The sequence below is a fragment of the Jilunia laotingensis genome, from assembly GCF_014385165.1.
Classification (GTDB): Bacteria; Bacteroidota; Bacteroidia; order Bacteroidales; family Bacteroidaceae; genus Bacteroides; species Bacteroides laotingensis.
In genome coordinates, this window is the sequence record NZ_JACRTF010000001.1 from 509,157 (window position 1) to 534,685 (window position 25,529).

16 protein-coding genes are annotated in these 25,529 nt (G+C 40.8%); 12 read left to right on the forward strand and 4 right to left on the reverse strand.

Annotation, left to right across the window (positions count from 1 at the left end; translation table 11 throughout):
- Positions 1-98 precede the first annotated feature (98 nt).
- The 5 genes from H8744_RS02090 (at position 99) to H8744_RS02110 (ending at position 8,039) form a co-directional block, all read left to right on the forward strand.
- Positions 99-1,247: an OmpA family protein gene (locus H8744_RS02090; protein ID WP_262433262.1), complete on the forward strand. Its 1,149-nt coding sequence runs from the start codon at positions 99-101 to the stop codon at positions 1,245-1,247.
- A gap of 603 nt (positions 1,248-1,850) precedes the next feature.
- Positions 1,851-4,073: a GH92 family glycosyl hydrolase gene (locus tag H8744_RS02095; protein ID WP_262433263.1), complete on the forward strand. Its 2,223-nt coding sequence runs from the start codon at positions 1,851-1,853 to the stop codon at positions 4,071-4,073.
- Positions 4,074-4,091: 18 nt separating this feature from the next.
- Positions 4,092-4,646, forward strand: coding sequence for an RNA polymerase sigma-70 factor (locus tag H8744_RS02100; RefSeq protein ID WP_262433264.1), 555 nt, complete (start codon positions 4,092-4,094; stop codon positions 4,644-4,646).
- A 50-nt stretch (positions 4,647-4,696) separates the two neighbouring features.
- Positions 4,697-5,698: a FecR family protein gene (locus tag H8744_RS02105; protein ID WP_262433265.1), complete on the forward strand. Its 1,002-nt coding sequence runs from the start codon at positions 4,697-4,699 to the stop codon at positions 5,696-5,698.
- 61 nt (positions 5,699-5,759) lie between these two features.
- Entirely contained in the window at positions 5,760-8,039 is a 2,280-nt protein-coding gene (locus tag H8744_RS02110; protein WP_262433266.1) for a GH92 family glycosyl hydrolase, read from the forward strand.
- Positions 8,040-8,172: 133 nt separating this feature from the next.
- On the opposite strand, the gene H8744_RS02115 is transcribed toward H8744_RS02110, so the two are convergent.
- A complete protein-coding gene (locus H8744_RS02115; RefSeq protein WP_262433267.1) occupies positions 8,173-9,381 on the reverse strand; it encodes a hexokinase family protein in 1,209 nt (402 codons plus the stop codon).
- 70 nt (positions 9,382-9,451) lie between these two features.
- Here H8744_RS02115 and gnd point away from each other — a divergent pair, with 70 nt between their 5' ends.
- Positions 9,452-10,903 (forward strand): decarboxylating NADP(+)-dependent phosphogluconate dehydrogenase, encoded by a 1,452-nt coding sequence (gene gnd, locus H8744_RS02120; protein ID WP_262433268.1) that lies wholly within the window; start codon positions 9,452-9,454, stop codon positions 10,901-10,903.
- A 136-nt stretch (positions 10,904-11,039) separates the two neighbouring features.
- On the opposite strand, the gene H8744_RS02125 is transcribed toward gnd, so the two are convergent.
- Positions 11,040-11,486, reverse strand: a complete 447-nt coding sequence (locus H8744_RS02125) for a helix-turn-helix domain-containing protein (RefSeq protein WP_262433269.1) — start codon at positions 11,484-11,486, stop codon at positions 11,040-11,042.
- A gap of 347 nt (positions 11,487-11,833) precedes the next feature.
- Between H8744_RS02125 and H8744_RS02130 the strand changes: the two genes are divergently transcribed.
- The 6 genes from H8744_RS02130 (at position 11,834) to H8744_RS02155 (ending at position 23,064) form a co-directional block, all read left to right on the forward strand.
- Positions 11,834-15,187 carry a TonB-dependent receptor gene (locus tag H8744_RS02130; protein ID WP_262433270.1) on the forward strand — a complete coding sequence of 1,118 codons (3,354 nt, stop codon included), beginning with the start codon at positions 11,834-11,836 and terminating at the stop codon, positions 15,185-15,187.
- A gap of 18 nt (positions 15,188-15,205) precedes the next feature.
- The gene (locus H8744_RS02135; protein WP_262433271.1) at positions 15,206-16,789 is read left to right on the forward strand and encodes a RagB/SusD family nutrient uptake outer membrane protein; all 1,584 of its coding nucleotides are present in this window, start codon (positions 15,206-15,208) and stop codon (positions 16,787-16,789) included.
- 11 nt (positions 16,790-16,800) lie between these two features.
- A complete protein-coding gene (locus H8744_RS02140) occupies positions 16,801-17,820 on the forward strand; it encodes a glycoside hydrolase family 18 (RefSeq protein ID WP_262433272.1) in 1,020 nt (339 codons plus the stop codon).
- A gap of 8 nt (positions 17,821-17,828) precedes the next feature.
- Complete coding sequence (locus H8744_RS02145; protein WP_262433273.1) at positions 17,829-18,983, forward strand: DUF1735 and LamG domain-containing protein; 1,155 nt, start codon at positions 17,829-17,831, stop codon at positions 18,981-18,983.
- A 38-nt stretch (positions 18,984-19,021) separates the two neighbouring features.
- Positions 19,022-20,956 carry a BT_3987 domain-containing protein gene (locus tag H8744_RS02150; RefSeq protein WP_262433274.1) on the forward strand — a complete coding sequence of 645 codons (1,935 nt, stop codon included), beginning with the start codon at positions 19,022-19,024 and terminating at the stop codon, positions 20,954-20,956.
- Between the two features lie 98 nt (positions 20,957-21,054).
- Positions 21,055-23,064: a glycoside hydrolase family 97 protein gene (locus tag H8744_RS02155; protein ID WP_262433275.1), complete on the forward strand. Its 2,010-nt coding sequence runs from the start codon at positions 21,055-21,057 to the stop codon at positions 23,062-23,064.
- A gap of 177 nt (positions 23,065-23,241) precedes the next feature.
- Here H8744_RS02155 and H8744_RS02160 read toward each other — a convergent pair whose 3' ends face one another.
- Positions 23,242-24,006: a hypothetical protein gene (locus H8744_RS02160; protein WP_262433276.1), complete on the reverse strand. Its 765-nt coding sequence runs from the start codon at positions 24,004-24,006 to the stop codon at positions 23,242-23,244.
- 62 nt (positions 24,007-24,068) lie between these two features.
- Complete coding sequence (locus H8744_RS02165; protein WP_262433277.1) at positions 24,069-25,487, reverse strand: ATP-dependent DNA helicase; 1,419 nt, start codon at positions 25,485-25,487, stop codon at positions 24,069-24,071.
- Positions 25,488-25,529: the final 42 nt, after the last annotated feature.

The following is a 25,529-nucleotide window of genomic DNA, read 5'->3' on the forward strand; positions in this document are numbered from 1 at the left end:
TACTCAAATCAACTACGTTAATACCGTTAATATAAAACGATAATGATTTACTCTTTTATAATTTCGCATTCGTATTTTAACCAAAAACAATAAAAAAGATGAAAAAGATCGTTACTGTTCTATTTTGTATGGCTGTTCTTACTGCAAATGCACAAACAGCTGTTGAAGGCAACAAGTTTCTGGACAATTGGTCAATAAACCTCAATGCAGGTGGAACGACCCCTCTCACGCACAGTGCATTCTTTAAAAACATGCGCCCTATTGTAGGGCTTGGATTAACCAAACAAGTTACTCCAGTACTCGGATTAGGCGTTGAAGCTATGGGCAGTTTTAATACCACTGATAGCCGGACAGCATTTGATAATTCGAATATCAGCTTGTTGGGAACTCTGAATCTAAACAATCTGTTTACCAGCTACAAAGGTTCTCCCAGACTCTTTGAAGTAGAAACTGTAACCGGTTTTGGATGGTTGCATTACTATTACAACAAGGCAATGGGTCATGACGCCAACAGTCTTTCAACCAAGCTTGGACTTAATTTCAATTTCAATTTAGGAGAAGCCAAAGCATGGACTGTTGCCTTCAAACCGGCCTTGGTTTACGATATGAATGCAAATGCTACGAATAACATATGTTTCAACGCCAACCGTGCGGCCTGGGAATTCACAGCCGGATTGAAATACCATTTCCGTTGCAGCAACGGTGAACATTATTTTACTATTGTGAAACCCTATAATCAAGCTGAAATTGATGCCCTAAATAGTCAAATCAACAACTTACGTCAAGAAGTGAATGACAATGCCATCGCATCGGAAACCGCATTGAAGAGTGCCGATCAGAAAGTAACCGATCTACAGAATGCTTTGAACGATTGCAAAAACCAAGCTCCGAAAGTAGTGACCGAGACGATCACTAACAACAAAAAGACATTGGAATCAGTCGTAACATTCCGTCAGGGAGGTACCACTGTAGAATCGTCACAATTACCAAATGTGGAGCGCATTGCCACCTATTTGAAACATCACAAAGATGCTACCGTATCTATTAAAGGATATGCTTCTCCCGAAGGTAGCGCAGAAGTGAATGCACGTATTGCCAACCAACGCGCTCAAGCTGTAAAGACTGTACTTACCAACAAGTATAAGATCGCAGCCAACCGTATCACTGCCGAAGGACAAGGAGTGGGCAATATGTTTGAAGAAGCTGACTGGAATCGTGTCAGCATTTGCACTATCCATGAAAATTGATAAATTAAAGAATTACTGATAGACAGAGGGTATCTCTTCATTTAAAAAGATACCCTCTTTATCTTATTCTACTTAAAGTATATTTTCCTTTTCAATAGACAATACCGCTCTGGCTTCTGTTATTCACTCAAAACATCTTTATCCTTCTTTTCTTTGTACTCCGGAAATTGTTTTAACAAGCTGTCCACATTGGAATTCAGCCTGATACGTTGTACAGCAAGTAGGAGTCAATAAAATTCATTTCACACAACAAATAAAGTTATTTATCGGTGATAAGAGATAAAAAGATGACGCAGGCAAATGGGATTAATGCCAACTAACTGATACCGGCCCGGCATTTACCCAAAAAGACATTTATATTTTATTATTGATAATTATTATACTCTCAAAATCAATAGTAAAAACAGAACAAAAGAATAACCGAAAAAGCTTTCTACCGATATTAGTATTATAAAATAAAGAAATCAGATTAGGAAATCAACTACCTATTTGATCATTTCGGCCACTATATGAACTCTTTATTAGCCTCTTATCGCTTGTAGTTACATTTATTTTCTCTATCTTTGTACCTATTACAATCACTAAAATATGAAATCAGATTGCATGAAGCCACAATTTTATTTATCATTTGTACTAATATCTCTATTATTCACAGCCTGTACAACCACACCGAAAAAGGCTATCAACGACTATACACAATACGTAAATCCATTTATCGGAACCGATTTTACCGGAAACACCTATCCCGGCGCACAAGCACCATTCGGTATGGTACAACTCAGCCCGGATAACGGTTTACCCGGATGGGACAGAATCTCAGGATATTTCTATCCCGACAGTACTATTGCCGGATTCAGCCATACCCATTTATCGGGTACGGGAGCCGGTGACTTATATGACATCTCTTTCATGCCAGTCACACTACCCTATAAAGAAGCGGAAGCCCCATTGGGCATCTATTCCAAATTCTCCCATGACGAAGAATCCGCTACTGCCGGATACTATCAAGTAAGGCTGAAGGATTATGACATCCATGTGGAACTTACCGCCACCGAACGTTGTGGCATCCAACGATACACCTTCCCCGAAGCCAAGGCTGCCATCTTCCTAAACCTGGAGAAAGCCATGAACTGGGACTTCACCAACGACAGTTATATAGAAGTACTGGATTCCGTTACCATCCAAGGATACCGCTTTTCCGACGGTTGGGCACGCGACCAGCACATTTATTTCTGCACCCGTTTTTCAAAACCGTTTGCCTCTGTCGAGATGGACACCACCGCCATTATTAAAGACGGTAAACGCTTAGGAACGGCAACCGTTGCCCGCTTCAACTTCAATACGAAAAAAGACGAACAGATCACTCTCAGTACGGCTATTTCCGGAGTCAGCATGGAAGGAGCGGCAAAGAACCTGCAAGCAGAAGTTCCCGAAGATGACTTTGACAAATATCGCGAGGAAACCCGTGATAACTGGAACAAACAACTCTCTAAAATAGAGATCACAACCAACGATAACAATGACAAAGTTAACTTCTACACCGCCTTATACCATAGCATGATTGCCCCGACCATCTACAGCGATGTGGACGGAGCATACTACGGTCCCGACAAACAGACGCACCAAGCCAACGGCTGGGTGAACTACGGCACGTTCTCTCTTTGGGATACTTTCCGTGCCGCTCATCCGCTATTTACCTATACTGAACCGGAACGCACTAATGATATGGTCAAATCGTTCATCGCCTTCTACGAGCAAAACGGCCGCCTGCCGGTATGGAATTTTTACGGCAGTGAAACAGATATGATGATCGGCTACCATGCCGTTCCCGTCATTGTCGATGCCTACCTGAAAGGAATCGGTGACTTTGATCCCGAAAAAGCATTGGCAGCTTGCATAACAACCGCCAACCTGGATCATTACCGGGGCATTGGAGATTACAAGAAGATGGGATATATTCCTTATAATAAAGAAGACGGATACAACTCCGAAAACTGGTCACTGTCCAAAACCCTGGAATATGCTTATGACGATTATTGCATCGCCCGCATGGCAGAAAAAATGGGTAAAAAGGAGATAGCAGACGAATTCTATCAACGTTCCCAAAATTACCGCAATGTGTACAATCCCGCTACCTCGTTTATGCAACCCCGCGATGACAAAGGCGAATTCCAAAAAGATTTCAAAGCAGATGCTTATACACCGCATATCTGTGAAAGCAACGGCTGGCAATATTTCTGGTCAGTGCAACAAGACATAAAAGGTCTAATCGATCTAGTAGGCGGAAAAGAACGCTTTGCCCAGAAACTGGACAGCATGTTCACATTCCATCCCGCTGATGATGAAGAGTTACCGTTGTTCAGCACCGGCATGATCGGACAATATGCACATGGCAATGAACCGAGTCATCACGTCATCTATCTGTACAATGCCGTAAACCAGCCTTGGAAAACGCAGCAATATGCAGCTAAAGTAATGCACGAATTATATATGAATACTCCTGCCGGACTTTGCGGCAACGAAGACTGCGGCCAGATGTCAGCATGGTATGTATTCAGCGCAATGGGCTTCTATCCGGTCGATCCGGTAAGCAGCCAATATGAGATAGGCACTCCCCTCTTCCCAGAAGTCAGGATGAACCTGTCTAACGGCAAAACCTTCACCGTTCTTGCCCCTGCTGTCAGCAGGGAAAACATCTATATCCAATCGGTAAAGATGAACGGCAAACCTTACGACAAGAGTTACATCACCCACGACCAGATCATGAAAGGTGTAACTTTGGAATTTGAGATGGGCAACACCCCCGGCCCGGTATGGTATGAATAAACTTAAAGGAACTCATGGATGAAGGAAGATTTTGAAATCACCTACAAAGCCTTGTTCCGCAAATATTACGCTAATCTGATCTTCTACGCCACCCGCCTGATTGGTGACGAAGAAGCAGAGGACGTAGTACAAGACGTGTTCATAGAGCTTTGGAAACGAAAAGGCAACATGGAGATAGGGGAACAGATCCAGGCTTTCCTTTACCGGGCTGTATACACCCGTTCACTCAACATTCTGAAACATCGGAATATAGAAAGCGGATATGCTGCCATCGTCGAGGAAATCAACCAGCGACGTGTGGAGTTTTACCAACCGGACAACAATGAAGTGATCCGGCGGATAGAAGATCGTGAATTAAGAAAAGAAATATATACCGCAATCAACGAATTGCCAGACAAATGCAAAGAAGTATTCAAACTAAGTTATTTACACGACATGAAAAATAAAGAAATAGCAGACGTGATGGGCGTCTCGCTTCGAACGATTGAAGCGCATATGTACAAAGCCCTCAAATTCCTGCGTGGCAGACTCAGTCACTTAACACTCTTCTTATTATTATTTTTAACGAAATAAATAAGTGTTTTAGCCGATTGAGTTGTTCCTAATATATAATGAAACTAGAAATGAATAATCTGAATGAAGAAATCATAGCCAAATTTCTTATGGGTACATGCACGGAGGATGAACTTATCCAGGTCAACACTTGGATAAATGCATCGGAAGAGAACGCACGTACCCTGTTCCGGTTGGAAGAAATATACCAGCTCGGACGGGAGAACTATGTTTCGGATCAAAAGAGCAGGATAGACAAGGCAGAAAAGAAACTATACAAGATACTATCCGAAGAAACAGCAAAGCAACACAATCTATTGAAGATACATACTTGGATGAAATATGCCGCTATCATCGCTGTCATCCTATTAGGGGGCACCGGCATCGGATACTGGATTCACAATAGTGACCTGACCAACAATATGATTGTGGCCGTTGCATCTCAAGGAAATGTAGAAGAAGTGATGCTGCCGGATGGAACCAGAGTATGGCTGAACAAGTCTGCCACGCTAAAATATCCACGCCAATTTACCGAAACAGAAAGAAATGTATACCTCGATGGGGAAGCCTATTTCGAGGTCGCCAAGAACCGTGACAAACCATTCATCGTGGAGAGTGACGCAATGAGAGTGCGTGTACTGGGCACCACATTCAACTTAAAATGCAATAAATCGCAAAAACTGGCCGAAACAACCTTGATAGAAGGTGAAATTGAGGTGAAAGGAAATAAAGACGAAGGTATGATCATACTCTCACCGGGACAGAAAGCCGAGTTAAACCGTACCTCCCGGCGACTGACCGTAAAGCAGGTAGATGCCCGTCTGGATGCCGTATGGCATGACAATCTGATTCCTTTTGAACAAGCTGACATTTACGGCATCGTCCGGACACTGGAGCGTTTCTATGATGTGAAAATCATTCTTGCCCCCGGTACCCAACTAAAGAACACGTATTCGGGAGTATTGAAAAAGAAAGATAATATAGAATCTGTATTAAAATCGTTAAAGAACGCCATACCGATCGATTACAAAATTGTCGGTAGCAGTATCTTTATCTCAGCATTAAAGTTGTAGAACAATCCTTGTTGCATTCAAAAGTTGAACAAACATAAATAAATCCGAATTTATAGATATCATGAGAAAACTTTTCACACTAATCTGTGCCATAAGCTGCACACTGTTGATCCAGGCGAAAGACTGGACACAATATGTGAACCCTCTAATGGGAACACAATCGAGTTTTGCATTATCAACCGGGAATACGTATCCTGCCATTTCCCGTCCTTGGGGAATGAACTTTTGGACTCCCCAGACCGGTAAGATGGGTGACGGATGGCAATATGTATATACTGCCAACAAAATCCGTGGTTTCAAACAAACCCACCAACCCAGTCCGTGGATCAATGATTACGGTCAGTTCTCAATCATGCCCGTTGTCGGTAGCCCTGAGTTTGATGAAGAAAAGCGCGCAAGCTGGTTTTCACACAAAGGAGAAATAGCCCGTCCACATTATTATAAAGTATATCTTGCCGAACACGATGTAGTCACTGAGATGACTCCGACAGATCGTGCTGTTCTTTTCCGCTTCACTTTCCCGGAAAACGATCATTCGTACATTGTGGTAGACGCTTTCGATAAAGGTTCGTCCATCAAAGTCATCCCCGGACAAAACAAGATCATCGGATATACCACACGCAACAGTGGCGGTGTACCAGAGAACTTTAAGAACTACTTCGTCATCGAATTCGACAAGCCTTTCACTTACAAAGCCACTTTTTCCGACAAATCACTGAAAGAGAATATGCTTGAACAGACAGCGGATCATACCGGAGCAGTAATCGGTTTTAAAACTCGTAAAGGTGAAATCGTACACGCCCGTGTGGCCTCTTCGTTCATCAGCCCCGAACAAGCAGAATTGAATCTGAAAGAACTCGGTAACGATAACTTCGATTCTCTTGTCCTGAAAGGACAAGATGCATGGAACCAGGTTTTAGGAAAGATCGAGGTAGAAGGTGGCAACCTTGACCAATACCGTACTTTCTATTCATGCCTGTATCGTTCACTCCTCTTCCCACGTAAGTTCTACGAACTGGATGCCAACGGAAATGTAGTACACTATAGCCCCTACAACGGACAGGTATTGCCGGGATACATGTTTACCGATACCGGTTTCTGGGACACTTTCCGTTGCCTGTTCCCCTTCCTCAATCTGATGTATCCGTCTATGAACAAGCAGATGCAGGAAGGATTGATCAATACGTACCGTGAAAGTGGTTTCTTCCCCGAATGGGCAAGCCCCGGACATAGAGGTTGCATGATTGGAAACAACTCAGCTTCCGTTTTGGTAGATGCCTATATGAAAGGTGTGAAAGTAGACGATGTGAATACTTTGTATGAAGGATTGATCCACGGAACAGAAAACGTTCATCCTGAAGTATCTTCTACTGGCCGATTGGGACATGAATACTATAACAAGTTGGGATATGTTCCTTACGATGTGAAGATCAACGAAAATACTGCCCGTACGCTTGAATATGCCTATGACGATTGGTGTATCTACCAAATGGCAAAAGCATTGAACCGCCCGAAAAAGGAGTTGAAGCTTTTTGCACAGCGGGCAATGAACTACAAGAATGTGTTCGATAAAGAATCGAACCTGATGCGTGGCCGTAACGAAGACGGTAAGTTCCAGTCTCCATTTTCTCCGCTAAAATGGGGAGATGCATTTACAGAAGGTAACAGCTGGCATTATTCATGGTCGGTATTCCACGATCCGCAAGGGCTGATCGATCTGATGGGTGGAAAGGCCTCATTTGTCAATATGCTCGACTCCGTATTTGCCGTACCGCCTGTTTTCGATGACAGTTATTACGGACAAGTTATTCATGAAATCCGCGAAATGACAGTGATGAACATGGGTAACTATGCGCATGGTAATCAGCCTATCCAACATATGATTTACCTGTACAATTATGCGGGCGAACCCTGGAAAGCTCAATACTGGTTACGCCAGGTGATGGATCGCATGTACACACCGGGACCTGATGGTTACTGTGGTGACGAAGACAATGGACAAACCTCTGCATGGTATGTATTTTCCGCATTGGGTTTCTATCCGGTATGTCCGGGAACCGATGAATATGTACTCGGCGCTCCGCTTTTCAAGAAAGCAACGATACATTTTGAAAATGGAAACAATTTGGTAATCGATGCTCCGGCTAATGATGACAAGAATTTCTATATCGAATCGCTCCGGTTCAACGGAAACGATTATACCAAGAACTATCTGAAACACGGAGATTTATTCAAAGGTGGGGTCATCAAATTTGACATGGGTAGCAAACCTAATACGCAAAGAGGTACGAAACCGGAGGACTTCCCGTATTCTTTCTCAAATGAGATTGAAAAGAAATAATTAATCGGACAAACGTATAATTTCCCACGTTGTCAGATCATTTCCACTCCCTTCATCCTTGTTGAATGATTGCCTAACAGCACATCGTTTCTGGGTGAAGGGAGTGTTTATTTGAATAATGATCATCCAACCATCAAGACAATGCGGCAATTCCCGTCCCTATCAGATTGGCATTATTCAGATTATTGATATGGACATCGATCTCCCCCAAGCCGAATTCATCAAGGAGTTCACGCAATTTCTCCATAACAAGGATATTATAATCCTTATCCATCCTGTTTTCACTCCAGAAAAGACTGCCTTCGGCAACCAAGCAAATCTTCCGGGTATTTTCATTATAAGATTTCAGCAACATGATAAGACCTGCAAGTGAAGCTGCCACTAATTGTGCCGACCTATTATAAATCCAGTGTGCCACATCCACATATATATCCTTATTAATGTCGGGATAATTCATTATAGCGGAAAGTTTACGGGCATCGAACTTCTCTTCAAACTCTTCCAACGGAAAGGTTGCTTTCAAGATATCCCCCAGATACATGCCGGAAACCGCTTTCTCAAAACGCTGTTTTCCTACACTCCCGGAAGTTGCATCCACCGTATCATCCACCGCTGTAAGGAAGGGCGGAAGGAAATTTCCTGATTCAAGATTAACGGGAACCAAGCCTTTCACTTTGCACGTTGGATCAAGCTTCTTAATTTTATCAGCAGGAATAAAAGTAGCCATGTTGGTTCCCGTTCCAACAATCAGACCGATATAAGCATCATAACTACTATCGGTAAGCCCGGCAAACAGACTGGCAATCGTATCATTCAGCACTTTAATGCCTGTAAACTTAATATTGCTTCTTTCATTCAGGTAGTCGAGTAAGGGTTTTCCTACAAGTTGACCGACCATCTCTTTGATATCGACACCCTTCGTCCAACGCAACAGCTGGGCATCACCTCCCGGAACCGATTCCGTGGGATAAGAAAAACAATAACCGATAGGAATTTCCTCTTCCCTTTTAATTTCGATAATCATATCTGCCAGCTCTTTAAAAAGCTCTTCACGGCTATACCCGGGCGATTTCATGACCGACATATCTTTTTTCCAGCCGTTTTCCGGAAGAATGGATGGCGTCTTATGACCGAAATCGACTATTGCCACCCTATAATTGGTTCCCCCCAGGTCGAGAACCAGTGCTTTCCCATTAACCCCAGTAACATCAGGTGTGATAAAAGTGGGAAGACATTGTATCTCCGCATTCTCTTTATTTAATCCTTCTATTACCCTTTCCCGGAATAAGCGAGCAATCTCTTTGAGTTGCTCGTTATCCAAATTGAAAATATTCTTTTCCATGTGAATGATTTTTATCTAAAGCACGAACAAACAACTTTTTATATTTGTTCGCATACGAAAAAGATACATTATGAATAGTAAATCGAATATAGGTCTGATAGGGCTTGCAGTGATGGGTGAGAATCTCGCTCTGAACATGGAACGCAATGGATGGCAGGTATCCGTATGGAACCGTACAACGGAAGTCGTTGACAATTTTATAAACGGTCGTGCCAAAGGTAAGAATATTGTGGGTTGTGAATCACTGGAAGATTTTACGACCACACTAGAAACACCGCGTATCGTAATGATGATGGTGCGTGCCGGAAATGCCGTGGACGAGGTAATTGAAAAGATTGTCCCGTATCTTTCGGAAGGTGACATATTGATCGATGGAGGTAACTCCTATTTCAAAGACACGGAACGTAGAGTAAAGGACATGTATGCAAGCGGCTTTTATTTCGTAGGAGCCGGTGTATCGGGCGGAGAAGAAGGTGCCCTTAATGGCCCGTCGATTATGCCGGGCGGTGCAGCTGAAGCATGGCCGAGGATAAAACCGATTCTGCAAAGCATTGCCGCAAAAGCAAACGGAACCCCTTGCTGCGAGTGGGTGGGACCCGGTGGTTCCGGACATTTTGTGAAGATGATACATAACGGCATCGAGTATGGTGACATGCAACTCATATCCGAAGCCTATTTTCTATTGAAGCATTTGCAAGGAATGGGAAATGCGGAAATGGGAGACATCTTCGCTCGTTGGAATGAAGGCAAACTGAAAAGTTATTTAATCGAAATAACAGGGCATATTCTGTTACATAAGGATGTTACCGGAGCTTATTTGCTCGATCGTATTCTAGATGTAGCCGGTCAGAAAGGCACGGGCAAATGGTCGGTTATCAATGCGCTCGAATTGTCTATTCCATTGGAGTTGATTGCCACTGCCGTATTCGAGCGATACCTCTCAAGTGAAAAGCTACTTCGTATGATAGCCGCAAAAACATATCCGAGGAAAAAACCGGAGGTAGTATCTAATAAAGAGGAACTAATTGAGGAAATTCATCAAACACTGTATGCCGCCAAATTAGTATCTTATGCACAAGGCTTCGGTGTATTGAAAAAAGCATCGGAAACCTATGATTGGAAACTGAATCTGGCAACCATTGCACGTCTGTGGCGTGCAGGCTGCATCATCCGTTCAACATTCCTTGATGACATAGCCTATGCATTCGAACAAGACTCAAATTTGGAAAACCTGTTGTTGGCATCACACTTCAGTAAGGAGATACAAGAAGCACTACCCTATTGGAAAAAGTTAGTAGCGACTGCCGCCCATGAAGAAATTTCTTCCCCCGCCTTTTCTTCAGCATTGAACTATTTCTATTCACTGACCACAGACAGACTACCCGCCAATCTGATTCAGGCACAAAGAGATTATTTTGGCGCACATACTTTTGAGAGAGTAGATGAAGAACCGGGAAAATTCTTTCATGAGAATTGGACAGGACACGGGGGTAATACTAAATCCGGAACCTATAATGCATAATTTACTCCCTTCATGAAATAAATATCTCCCGATCAGAAGACACATACTATTAATAAGCGTGCATCTTTCAATCGGGAGACAACTGCAATTCCATAATATATTGAGGAATGATTTATTTCGGATATTTTTCCCTATTTTATTTACCGTTAATCCTATCTTCTAATAATTGAACGCGCCTTTCAAGGGCAATGTACTTTTCATCCTTTTCTTTTAAAAGACGTTCGTATAGTTCGGAGATTTTATCTACAGGATTATAATTCGTATTATTTTCATTTACATAACCACTGCCACTGGTGCTAATAGTGTCTGCATTGTTATTCACCGTATTGGTTTCAAACACAACGCTTGGCGCGTCCTCCTCCAATGTTTTCAAATAATCCATAGGCACATTCAAAGCTTTAGCAAACCTCTCGAGGATTTCATCGTCAATAACCTTCATGGTTTCATATCTCGACACAGTCGGTTGGGACATAGATACCTTTTCTGATAAAACATCCTGGTTTATGTTTTTCTCCATGCGCGTACGCCTGATGTTGCGTCCATGATGAACTTTACTATTAATGACAGCTTCCTCTGTTTTCATACTTGTTATTTAATTTAATTTCTGAGCAATATGAAGGATATATAGTTTTCCTCGTAGCAAATATAGGCAAAAATTGAATAGGATGGATTTATAACGATAAAATATATCTTTAAAAGAGTAATCTTTTCGAGAGGCGGAATTCGCCTAAATTGCCCTACACCAAGGCATTTCACAGAAACGATAAAGAATGTGGCTTCTTCTAAATGTAACTACATACATAAATTATTCAAAAAAAACTTTGTTTTGCACTAAGTGTATTTCATCTTATCATTGTTTTATTAGCAGAAAGGCAAGACAAGGTACTTTCTATAAATATTTAATTAATTCACAACCATTAAATTTTGCGTATGAAAAGCAATCATTCTTTTCGAGGTTCAAAATTACTTCGGGCTTTATTGATTCTTTTGTTAGTGACAGTTCCAACGCAATGGACTTTTGCTCAGTTAAACCTGAGTACTCCACGTACTACACTGGGGACAGTCATTAAACAAATCCAATCTCAATCCAAGTACCAGTTTTTTTACGATGACAAATTGTCTACTGTATCGGTTGACGCTATCAAGGTGAAAGACGCTTCACTTGAAACCGTACTGAACCAAGCTTTAAAAGGTAAGGACATCTCATTTAGAGTCGAAGAAAACATCGTGTATCTCTCTGAAAAAACAGATGCCCCCCAAGATGTAAACCAACAGCAACCAGGCAAAGAGCGTAAAGTAACAGGTCAGGTAGTAGATGATCTAGGTGAACCGCTGATTGGTGTAAACGTATTAGTCAAAGGTACTACAACCGGTGTTATCACTGACCTTGACGGTAACTTTACATTGAATACAACCGAAGAAAATCCGGTAATCCAGTTTTCATATATCGGTTACAAACAAGAAGAAGTGCCATTGAAGGGACAGACCGTTATTAATATCACGATGGTGAATGACACACAGGTAATTGATGAAGTTGTAGTAACTGCTTTGGGTATCAAACGTGCAACAAAAGCCTTAAGTTACAACGTTCAAGAAATCAAAAGCGATGCTTTAACAACGGTAAAAGATGCTAACCTTATCAATTCACTTTCAGGTAAAGTTGCGGGTGTAACAATTAATACCAGTTCATCAGGTGTCGGAGGAGCCAGTAAGGTTGTAATGCGTGGTACAAAAGGCATTGACCAATCCAGCAACGCATTGTATGTAATAGACGGTGTTCCGATGTTCAACCTTGGAGGTGAAGGAGGGCAAGAATTTGACTCCAAGGGTTCTACTGAGGCCATTGCCGATATTAACCCGGAAGACATTGAATCTATGTCTGTATTGACAGGTGCAGCTGCAGCCGCTTTATACGGTAGTCACGCTGCCAATGGTGCAATAGTGATCACAACTAAAAAAGGAAAAGAAGGACGATTGAGTCTGACTGTTTCACAAAACACAGAATTCTTAAATACATTAGTAAGCCCTGAATTCCAAAATACCTATGGAACCGGAGATCTTCTTTCAGCCTCAGGTTCTGTTGAAAGGAGCTGGGGTAACAAATTGAACTCGGCTAATTATATGGGATTCGACCCGATAAAAGATTTTCTCAGAACAGGGGTAGTTACTACAGAAACTGTATCATTATCTACTGGTACTGAAAAAAACCAAACTTATTTTTCTGCGAGTGCGGTTAATTCAGCAGGCATGGTTCCAAACAACGATTATGACCGTTACAATTTCACCTTCCGGAACACAACTTCATTCTTAAATGATAAGATGACATTGGATGTGGGTGCTTCTTATATCAAACAGTCGGACAAAAACATGGTTAACCAAGGTACTTACTCCAATCCACTTGTGACTGCCTATCTATTCCCACGTGGTGACGACTGGAATGAGATTAAAATGTACGAGCGTTGGGATACTTCACGTAACATTTATACTCAATATTGGCCTCAAGGCATTGATACTTTTACCGGACAAAATCCATATTGGATTGCTTACCGCAATTTACGTGAGAACAATAAAGACCGCTATATGCTGAACGCAAGCCTTAACTATAAAATTTTGGATTGGTTAAGCGTATCAGGTCGTGTACGCGTGGATAACTCTGTATCGAATTTTACAGAAAAGATGTATGCAACCAGTAACACCACTCTTGCAGAAGGTTCAAGTAACGGTTTATACGGAGTAACCAGCACAAGAGATAAGCAACTCTATGCTGACTTCATGGTAAATATAAATAAGAACTTCGGTGAAAACTTTAGTTTACAAGCAAACCTTGGTGGTTCTCTTTCAGACATGCAACAAGACGTATTACAAAACCGTGGTCCAATCAGTGAAGATGGAATACCTAATGTATTTAATGTCTATCAATTAGATGATACCAAAACAAAACGTATCCAAACTGGTTACCGTGAACAGACCCAATCACTTTTTGCAAGTGTTGAATTAGGATATAAGAGTACTTATTACCTGACATTAACAGGGCGTTCGGATTGGCCCTCACAGTTAGCGGGTCCTAATTCCGTACAAAAAGCATTTTTCTATCCTTCAGTAGGTGGTTCTGTTATTTTATCAGAACTTATGAAGCTACCAGAACAAATCTCATATTTGAAAGTTAGAGGTTCATTTGCATCCGTAGGTTTACCATTCCCGCGTTTCTTGGCCAATCCTACATATTCATGGGATAACTCCAATAAAGTTTGGCAGTCAAAACGTAATTATCCGATGTACAATCTGAAACCCGAAAAGACAGATTCATGGGAAGTAGGTATTACAGCGCGCTTCCTGAAGCATTTCAATTTAGATCTAGCTCTGTATACCACTAAAACTTACAATCAAACATTCGACCCAAAAATTTCCGTATCATCGGGGTACTCAACTCTTTATGTACAAACAGGTAGTGTACGTAACAAAGGTATAGAACTTTCTCTAGGTTATTCTAATGAATGGGGTAAATTCAAATGGTCAAGTAACTACATCTTCAGTGCCAATAAGAATGAGATCACTGAATTGCTCGAGAACTATGTACATCCTGAAACCGGTGCTATAATTACTAAAGAGCGCCTAGATGTAGGTGGTATGGGACAAGCCCGATTCATACTGAAAAAAGGTGGATCACTGGGTGATTTATATTCAACAGCAGATCTGAAACGCGATAGTGAAGGCAATATTCTTATTGATCAGAATGGCAACGTTACGGCTAATTACAATGCAGAAGACATCAAATTAGGTAGTGTATTCCCGAAATGTAATATGTCATGGAGAAATGATTTTAGTTGGAAAAACTTAAATTTCGGCTTTATGTTCTCCGCACGAATCGGAGGCATCGTTTATTCAGCCACCCAAGCTGCCATGGATATGTACGGTGTATCTGGTACTTCAGCCGATGCTCGTGATAATGGAGGTGTTGTCATCAATGGGGGTGATATGGTAAATGCCCAAAAATGGTACACCACTATCGGCTCACAATCAGGTATTCCTCAGTACTATACTTACAGTGCCACCAACCTTCGCCTGCAAGAAGCAAGCATTGGTTACACCATTACTAAAGACAAACTTTGGAACATTGCAGATTTAACAGTTTCATTGGTAGGTCGCAATCTTTGGATGATCTATTGTAAAGCCCCATTCGATCCAGAAGCCGTAGCTTCTACTGGTAACTATTATCAAGGCATCGACAACTTTATGACACCGAGCGCACGTAGCCTTGGATTCAATGTAAGATTTAAATTCTAATGACTAAACATGAAAACAATGAATAAATCAATTATAAAAATTGCATTATGTGGTGGAATAGTCCTTGGATCATTGTCCTCTTGTACGGACAATTATATGGGCTATAATACAAACCCTTATGAAGTAACCCAAGAGGAAATGATGCGTGATGCTTACATCGTTCGTTCTGCACTGACCGGTATGCAGGGTTATGTTATTCCTACAGATGTGAACCTTAACCAATTCCTTGAAGCATTATTGGGAGGCCCTTATGGTGGTTTTCTAGCTGAGTCTAATGCAGGTTGGAATAACCGTTTCTCAAATTATAATCAATCACAGGACTGGGTAGGCAAATTATATCAAGATGTCATTCCTAATATTTATGCTAATTATGCACAGTTGAGAGGTGCTACCAATGACCCCATCTTTATTTCAGTAGGTAAAATTCTAAAAGTAGCAGCTATACAACGTGTAACAGACGGTTATGGCCCCATACCTTATTCTCAATTGGGCACAGATGGTAACCTGACGGCCCCCTTGGATACTCAGGAAAAAGCATATACAACCATGATGAGTGAATTAGATGAAGCTATTACTGCTTTGTTAGAACATCATACAGAAATTTTTTCTCCAAAAGCTGATAAAGTCTATAGCGGTGCTGTTGAGCAGTGGATCAAATATGCAAACTCTTTGAAATTACGCATGGCTATGCGTATGGCATATGCAAATCCAACAGTAGCTCAGACAAAAGCCGAAGAAGCTGTCAATGCTAAAAATGGCGGAGTACTAACAGACAATACGGATAATGCTACGATACAAGCAACAACCAACCCGTTTGAAGTTATCATGTACGAGTACAACGGTGGAGATTCTCGTATCGCAGCAGACATCACTGCATATATGAACGGTTATAACGACCCCCGTCGTGAGAAATACTTCACAAAATCTGAATTTACCGAAGATGATGGAGTGACAGAAAACGGTTATTATGGAATTCGTTTGGGAACTGACCCCATCCCGAGTGAGACAGCTCATAAATACACGAATATGAACGTAAAAACTGATACAAAACTGGTTTGGATGACAGCCGCTGAAGTTGCTTTCTTACGTGCTGAAGGCGCATTACGAGGATGGAACATGGGAGGTACCCCTGAAAGCTTCTATAAATTAGGTGTAGAACTTTCATTTGAACAATGGGGAGCATCCGGTGCTGATACTTATCTAAACGACAGTAAAAGTTTACCGGATTTATACAAAGATCCTCTAGGCGTATACAGTTACAATGGTTCGCAACCTACCATCACTATTAAGTATGTACCAGGTGCAAGTTTTGAAGAAAACCTAGAACGCATCATCACTCAGAAATGGATTGCTATCTTCCCATTAGGTTTAGAAGCATGGGCGGAATTTCGCCGTACGGGATATCCCCGCTTAATGACTGCTGCAGTCAATAAAAACATGTCTGAGGTACCTGAAGGTACTTTCCCACGTCGTTTGCCATATCCACAGGATGAATACAAAGATAATGGCACCAATCTTCAAAACGCTCTGAAAGATCTGAAACCATCAAATGATAGAATGTCTTCTAAAGTATGGTGGGACTGCAATCCTAACATTAAATAAGAATAAGAGTCATGAAAAATATAAAGAACAAATTATACCTGTTAGCTTCCTGCTTCGCTGCTGTAACCTGTTTCAGTGCATGCGAAGACTGGACTGAAGTAGAAAGTGTAACAATCAACACTCCAGGTGTTGCAGAACAGAATCCGGAGCAATATGCTAAATACCTACAGAATCTCGTTTCGTACAAAAATTCTGATCATAAAATAGTATATGCTTGGTTTGATAACAGTGAAAAGTCACCATTCAGTCGTGGTCAGCACATTTCTGATGCCCCCGACAGTTTGGATATTATTTCATTAATGTATCCCGGTGAATTAGCAGAATTTGAAACAGCTGATATTGAAATGGTACGCCAGAAAGGAACTAAAGTAGTTTATACTATCAGTTTTGACAAAATTCAAAAAGAGTATACTGAAAAAGTAAAAGAAGGCAGTTTAACAGAAGGAACTTTTGATACATACCTAACATCAGAGTTGAATAAACAAATTGGTTATGCTGGCATTTATGACGGCATGATAATCGAATATAAAGGCAGAAACCCAATTTATATGTCCAATGAAGAAAAAACAGAAGCTAAAAAATATCAAGATTCTTTCTTTGGTGCTGTCTCTAGTTGGAAAAACAGTAATTCAGGAAAAATACTCTCCTTTCAAGGAAATCCTGAAAATCTGATAAGTCAAACTATTCTTGAAAACTGCAAGCATATTATACTGAATACGGATAATGTAGTTGACGATGCACAACTTTCCGTAGTAGCCAGAAAAGCTCTACTTGCAGACAATGTACCTTCGGATCGTTTCATTGTTACAGTTTCAACAGCCTCATTGGATGCCTCTGATAAGAAAACTGGTTTTTATGGTGAGGATAGAGCAATCACTGAAGCTGCTTACTGGGTAATGGAACCAACAACTGATTTTACAAAATCCGGACTGGCAATTTATAATGTTCAGAACGACTATTACAACGCTAATCACACATACAAATATGTGAAAGAGGCCATTAACATTATGAACCCTGCTCCTCAAAAATAAATCGAACCATGAAACTGAAAAACTTATATTTAATTTCAATGGCATTACTGGCAGGCAGTCTATTTGCCGGTTGTAATGATGATACTGAAACATTCGATAACCAAGTATATGTAAATGCTTCAGTGAAAACGAGTAATATCCTGCTAAAGGCAACAATGCCAAATACTGAAAGTAGTTTCCAGATTGCAATAGCAAAGCCTGAAAATGAACAAGTAACTATTTCTTTGAAAGCTGATCCATCATTGACAACTACATACAATGCAGCTTATTACAGTAATGCAGAAGCATTGCCGGAAGGCTATTATTCAATCCCTTCTCCTCAAACTACAATTTTGCCGGGGAGTATTCTCTCAGAGGATGTCATCGTAAAGTTCAATAATTTGGATAAATTGGATGACGAAAAGATTTATGTATTACCAGTGACCATTGACCAAGCCAGCATCGGGATACTTCAAAGTGCCCGCACAATGTATTATGTATTGAAAGGAGCAGCTTTAATCAATGTAGTTGCTAATATTGACCAAAATTCAATCTATGTCAACTGGACTACTCCGGATGTGGTAAATGACATGAAGCAAATGTCCGCTGAAGCATTAATCCGTGTCAGCGAATTTGGTAAAATGTTAAGTACAATAATGGGTATAGAAGGCAAATTTTTGCTCCGCGTTGGTGACAGTGGTATTCCTGATAATCAGTTACAACTTGCTACCGGAAGTGGAAATATCACATCTTCTGATCTCGCTATTCCTCTCAATGAGTGGACACATATTGCTGTTACTTACGATTCAGAAGCCAAAAAGGCTATTATTTACATTAATGGTAAAAATAAGCTGGAAGCAACCTTGGACTATGGTCCAGTAAATTGGGGTGAAACAAAAACAGATGAAGGTAATGGTTTCTGGATAGGCCACTCATATAATTATGATCGCTGGTTGAGTGGTGATATATCAGAATGCCGTGTTTGGAATAGAGTTTTAACACAGGAAGAAATCAATTCAAAAGATCACTTCTATGAAGTATTGCCAGAAAGTGAAGGTTTGGTAGCTTACTGGAAATTCAATGATAAAGCAGGTAATCTGATTCTTGACCATACTAATAATGGCAATAATGCTACCGCAGAAAAAGCCATCACTTGGGTGGACGTAGAATTACCTGTGAAATAATATTTGTTATATCTTAAACTAATAAACAAATGCTTATTATGAAATATTTGAATAATATAAAGTCAAGCTTACTGGTAGCTACTATTGTATGTGTCGGATCAGTATTTACAAGCTGTGAAGATGACATCACAATGAACACTACCGATTTAAGCAAACTTGAAACAGTAGACGGAACATATGGATATGTCCGTTCTGTTGCAGGGGCACGTGAACTAACTCCTATTACTATTTTTGGTGATGCAACGGGTAATGGACATCTTTTCTTTGAATTGTCTAAAAGTGCCGAACAGAATATAAATGTAACGTTTAAAATAGATGAGGCAGCACTTACCGCATACAATGCGAAACATGGCACATCTTATGAAATGTATCCTGCCAATAAACTGACATTGGAAAATGCCGGTTCCACTATAGTAAAAGCGGGTGAAAAGAAATCGGAATCAGTTACTCTTAACATTGGAGCTGGGGGTACAGTTGGAAAAACTTATGCAGTTGCTATATCAGCCACTGCATCTGATGGTGTGACACTTTCTACTAATAATGAGAGTTATATTTATCTGATTAATCCCTTACCTGCCATACCAAACTCTAAGAAAGGCGATGTCAGAACGCTCTGTTTTGTGGAAGTTAATGATGAAAACATCCTTAACTGTGGTGAATATACTATGGCAAATAGCGGTAAACCATTCTTCGATGTCGTAAGTATCTTTGCAGCCAACATCAATATCGACAGCGAAACCGGACGTGCCTGTGTATTCTGTAATGATCAAGTATCTTATGTTTTAAAGAACGCAGATAAAATCATTCGTCCTTTGCAAGCAAAAGGTATTAAGGTTAACCTCTCAATTCTAGGAAATCATTATGAAGCCGGAGTAGCTAACTTATCACAAGAAGCAGCAAAGGATTTTGCCAAAGAATTGAAAGCATATGTTGACATTTATGGTCTAGATGGTATTGATTTCGATGATGAATACACGAACTATTCCGATAATCCAAGTCCAGGCTTTGAAGTTCGTTCTTCAGAGAATTATCTGCGTTTGATCGAGGAATGCCGAAAAATTATGCCTGACAAATTACTCGGCATTTACGAATATCAAGGATATGATGCCCCTAATGGTACGACTGCCGAAGGGAAAACAGCCGGAGATTTGGTAGATTACATGTGCTACGGTACTTATCAACGTTATGTAAAAGATCGTGAACAACAATTCAGTGGAATGACTCCAGCCAAATACGGTCCTTATTCATTGAAGATCAATGAAGAGTATAATGGTGGCTGGGTAAATTTTGATGAAGCAACAATTCAGGATTTAAAAGATGCAGGATATGGATTACAAGTATTTTATAATCCTAAACCAAGAACTTACAGTTATGATAAATACTTTACGGCTGTAAGTAAGATTTTATTTAATGATGAAGTTGAATGGAGTGGAAATTACTATAATAGAGAAGAAACTGTTGCTACCCAAGGGATGAAAACAACTTATGAAAGTTATCTTGGTGAGTGGGAAGTGACTTCCAGTAACTCTTTATATTACTATACTCCAGGACCTTGGTGGGATTGGGGTGGCTCTCAAACATTTAACATCCGTATTGAAGCGAAAGAAAATGGTAAATCTTACTATATATATGGATGGGGATCATATCCGGAAATTACAAATAAATATCCTCTGATTGCCGAATATAATGGTACTTTATCTATTACAGCTCCACAGATTATTCACGAAGGTGACACTGAAGATCCGATAAATTGGGAAATGAGATGGGGAACTTATGGAAAAGGTGATAGTTGGTCTATCAAAGAGGATATTAATTCTATTCGTGGAATATATCAAGTTAATGGAAACATATCCTTATCTGGAATAGGTGATCGCTATGGTATTGACCCTTGTTATAAAGAGGGCGAAAATTATGTATTACCTGGAGAAGTAAAATATCATATTACAGCTAATTATACATTAGTAAAAAAATAAAATTCTTATATTTTCGACTGTTTAGAGAATGTCTCAAGACTATTTAATGTCTCCCTGAGACATTCTCTTTTTTTATGCATACAAAAACAAATCTAAAAATGAGAACTCTTTTTTACACTTTCATGCTTTTACTTTCGTTCCTGACAAGCTGTTCATCACCAGAATCGATAGTGACTTCTCCAGACGGTCAAATCAAACTAACTTTCCGCCTGAATGATAATAACCAAATGACCTATCAGGTCACAGTAAATGATTCGGATTTTATTTCACCTTCTGTTTTGGGCTTTGAAGCAAAAGACGGAGTGAACCTGTCCGAGAATTTCCATATAACCGGAGTAAACTTCGACTCAAAGGATGAAACATGGTCACAACCATGGGGAGAAAACAAATCCATACGGAACCATTACAATGAAATGGCTATACTTTTAGCAGATAATGAAAACACCAAACTGACACTGCGTTTCAGAGTATTCGATGACGGACTGGGGTTTCGTTATGAATATGAAGTTCCCGGAACGGACAGCATCTTCGTTATGAATGAATTGACTTCATTCAACATTACCAAAGAGGGCACTTCCTGGTCTATCCCGGCAAACTACGACACTTATGAACTTCTGTACCGTACACAACCCATTAGCAAAATAGACAATGCCAACACTCCTATGACTTTCAAGACCGGAAATGTTTATGCCAGCATTCATGAAGCTGCTTTGACCGATTTCCCTGAAATGACATTAAAGAATGAAGGGGAATGCCGTTTCAAATCAGAGTTAGCTCCGTGGCCCGATGGCGTGAAAGCTCGTATGGCAGGTGGAGCATTCAAGACTCCGTGGAGAACCATACAGATTGCTCCGAAAGCTGTGGGACTGATCAACTCCGGACTGATATTGAACCTGAATGAACCTTGCGCACTGGAAACAACCGATTGGATACGTCCGATGAAATATGTAGGTGTTTGGTGGGGAATGCACTTGGGAGTAGAAAGTTGGGTAATCAACGACCGCCACGGTGCTACTACGGAGAATGCCAAACGGTATATCGACTTTGCGGCTGCAAACAACATCGAAGCTGTAATGTATGAAGGTTGGAATGAAGGTTGGGAAAACTGGGGAGGTACACAGGCATTCGATTACACGAAGCCCTATGCGGACTTCGATATCGTAGAGATTGCCCGGTATGCCAAAGAGAAAGGAATAGAGATCATCGGCCATCATGAAACCGGAGGAAATATTCCGAACTACGAACAACAACTGGATAAAGCCTACAAGTGGTATGCCGATCTAGGCATTCACTCGGTGAAAACCGGTTATGCCGGTGGCCTTCCGGACGGACACAACCATCATGGACAGTACAATGTACGCCATTATAGAAATGTTGTAAAAACCGCTGCCAAATACCACACCACCTTGGATGTGCATGAACCGATCAAAGACACCGGTATCCGCCGCACCTATCCCAACATGATGACACGTGAAGGCGCACGAGGTATGGAGTGGAACGCATGGAGTGCCGGAAATCCTCCCGAACACCATGAACTTCTGCCGTTTACAAGATTGTTAAGTGGACCGATGGATTATACGCCCGGAACTTTTGACATCTTATATGAAAGGGCAAAGAAATCACCACTTCGCAAGAAATGGAACATGATGGATAGCAAAGACTGCCGCGTTAACACTACGTTGGCTAAACAGATTGCCAACTGGGTAATTATCTATTCACCGCTGCAAATGGCTTCGGATATGATAGAAAATTATGAAGGCCATCCTGCATTCCAGTTTTTCCGTGATTTCGATGCCGACTGTGACTGGTCAGAAGCATTAGACGGTGAACCGGGTGAATTCGTAGTTATCGTACGTAAAGCAAAAGAGAACTACTTCCTAGGTGCAACAACTAATGAAGAGGCTCGTACTGTAAACGTCAAACTGGACTTCCTAGAAAAAGGCAAAAGTTATAAAGCAACCATCTATGCTGACGGAAAAGAGGCAGATTGGGAAACAAACCCAACTTCTTATGAAATCATTGAAAAGATGGTAACAGCCGATGATGACTTGGAAATAATCATGGCTAAAGGAGGTGGACAGGCAATCACATTTATGCCTTTACAATAAGCCCTGTCAGGTAATGTGCCATAAAATCCATATTACGGTAAACTATTAAAACAAATAAGACTGTCTCAAAATGAATCATGAGGCAGTCTTACTTATGCAATATGTATTATAATAATATGTAATTTGAAATGCAAGTATTCCCCTTTTTAGCTATTCATCTCATATATAAAGCTTAAGCTAATTATTATCGGATATACGTACTTTTTGGGCACGCTGGACTAATTTAATAGTAGGATAATTTGTCTGATACCGATCTGTAACATCTTCCACCAGATAGAATGGCAACCTTTGTTCCATACGAGTTTCCATTTGTGTTCCTTGTGTATTATACATTATCATATAATGTACACATTTCCCACCGAAAGTAAAATCATAACAGCCATCTCCAGACGAAAAGGTCCCTTCCTCCTTTTTTCCCTCAAAGGATTCGACTATGAGCTTGCCATTTCTCTTTTCGGAATAAGTAAGACGGTACCAGCCTCTCTCCCTTATAAACACATCATCATACAGATGTTCAACAATAAGCGTACTATCCTCTTTACTAACACCTTCGATATGATTCAACTCACCCAGCACAGTCAACGTTCGCACGGAAACTCCCACAGATACCGGAATATTTATTTTATCCCCCGCATCACCAGTAACAGTTACTACCGCCTTTCCTTGTTGCATAGGAGATATTGACAAATAGGAATAAGAAGCACTTTCCGGAATTACCTTTTCCGCCTTCACAACAGATTCATCATTGGAAACCACCGTCCAATCACCACCACCTTTTACCTCCAACGCTTCTGAACCGAGAATTCCCAACTCCAGACTTGTACAAGGTATGTAACCGGTTATCACTTGTCCTCCCAAAGGCTGGAGAACCTGAAACTTTTCATCATCCTGACAGGAAATAAATAAAAGGCAACAGAAAAAGAATAAGAGTTTTGTCGTCATTATCGAAACAGCTTTAGTTATTTACAAAACAAAAGTAATCGTTTAATCTGAAAATCATATAATTAAATAACTTGTTCTTTTGGGTAATTAACTAAATACAACGTTTTTGCCGCCCGTGTAAAAGCGGTATATAACCAACGAAAATAGTCAGAGGTCAGATATTCGTCCGTCATGTATCCCTGATCTAAAAAGACATTCTGCCACTGTCCTCCCTGTGCTTTATGGCAAGTAACGGCATATGCATATTTTACTTGAAGAGCATTGTAATACGGATCAGCTTTCATCTTCTTCATGCGTTCACGTTTGGAAGTAATATCCGCATAGTCCTCAAGCACACTGTAAAATAAACGGTCATTGTCCGCTTTTGGCAATGCAGGTGCATCCGAATGGAGCGTATCCAAGAGCAAATTTGCTTCCAGTTCAAAATCCTCATGATCAGGAAAAGACAATGTGGCTTCGGCAAACCGAAAGCCGTATAGTTCCCGTGTTCGCCGGACGCGACGTACTACTGCAATCTCCCCATTGGCTATGAAATCCATTTCTTTCGACTTCTCTGTCCAGTAATAATTATTTTTAGCCACCATCAGCATATCTCCTGTGTTCAATTCATCTTCTCGATAAAGTATTTGGGCTCTTATACCTTTATTATATATATTCGCCCGTTTATTCGAACGACAGACCACAATGGTTTCGTCCATTCCGTCACGTTCATAGCATGTATTCAAAGCATCTATCAGTTCATTTCCGGAAATAACGCGGATATCGGGAAAACCTGAAACCTTTATTTTTGGCAGTTTACCGTATTCATCCACAGCAATCAATTCACGTAGTCTGGTTGCATTCCACAAAATACCGGAATCATGAACCTGTCGCACCACTTGCGTCAGATTCACCTCACCCACATCCAAGCCATAGCCTTTCAAAGCTTCCGTAGAAAGCGCCGGGCTTAACTCTTCTCCCACCGGAGGAAGCTGTGCCGTATCACCCATTAGCAAAAGGCGGCAACCTGTTCCCGAATAAACAAACTGTATCAGGTCGTCCAACAAACGTCCCGTACCGAACACACTCCCTGACAATCCCTCGTTAGAGATCATGGAAGCCTCATCGACTATAAATAAGGTATGTGTCGCAAGATTATCATTTATGGAAAAATTACTAACCTCATTCGAAAAAGATTGTTGTCTGTATATTTTCTTATGAATTGTAAAAGCCGGATGTCCCGAATAGGCAGAAAAGACCTTTGCTGCCCTTCCCGTAGGAGCCAGCAAAACAGACTTTTGCTGCAACTTATCCATTGTCTTCACAAGCGCTCCTACCAGCGAGGTCTTACCTGTTCCAGCATACCCACGAAGCACAAAAACCGCCTCTTTAGCCTGTGACAACAGGAACTCTGAAAGATATTTAACAGCTTTTTCCTGTTCATTAGTTGGTTGATAAGGAAAATTTTCCTTAATTTGCCTTTCTAAATAGTTATTTATCATTTTTGTACGAGAAAAAAGTTCCCGGAACTATCGTATTTAGAT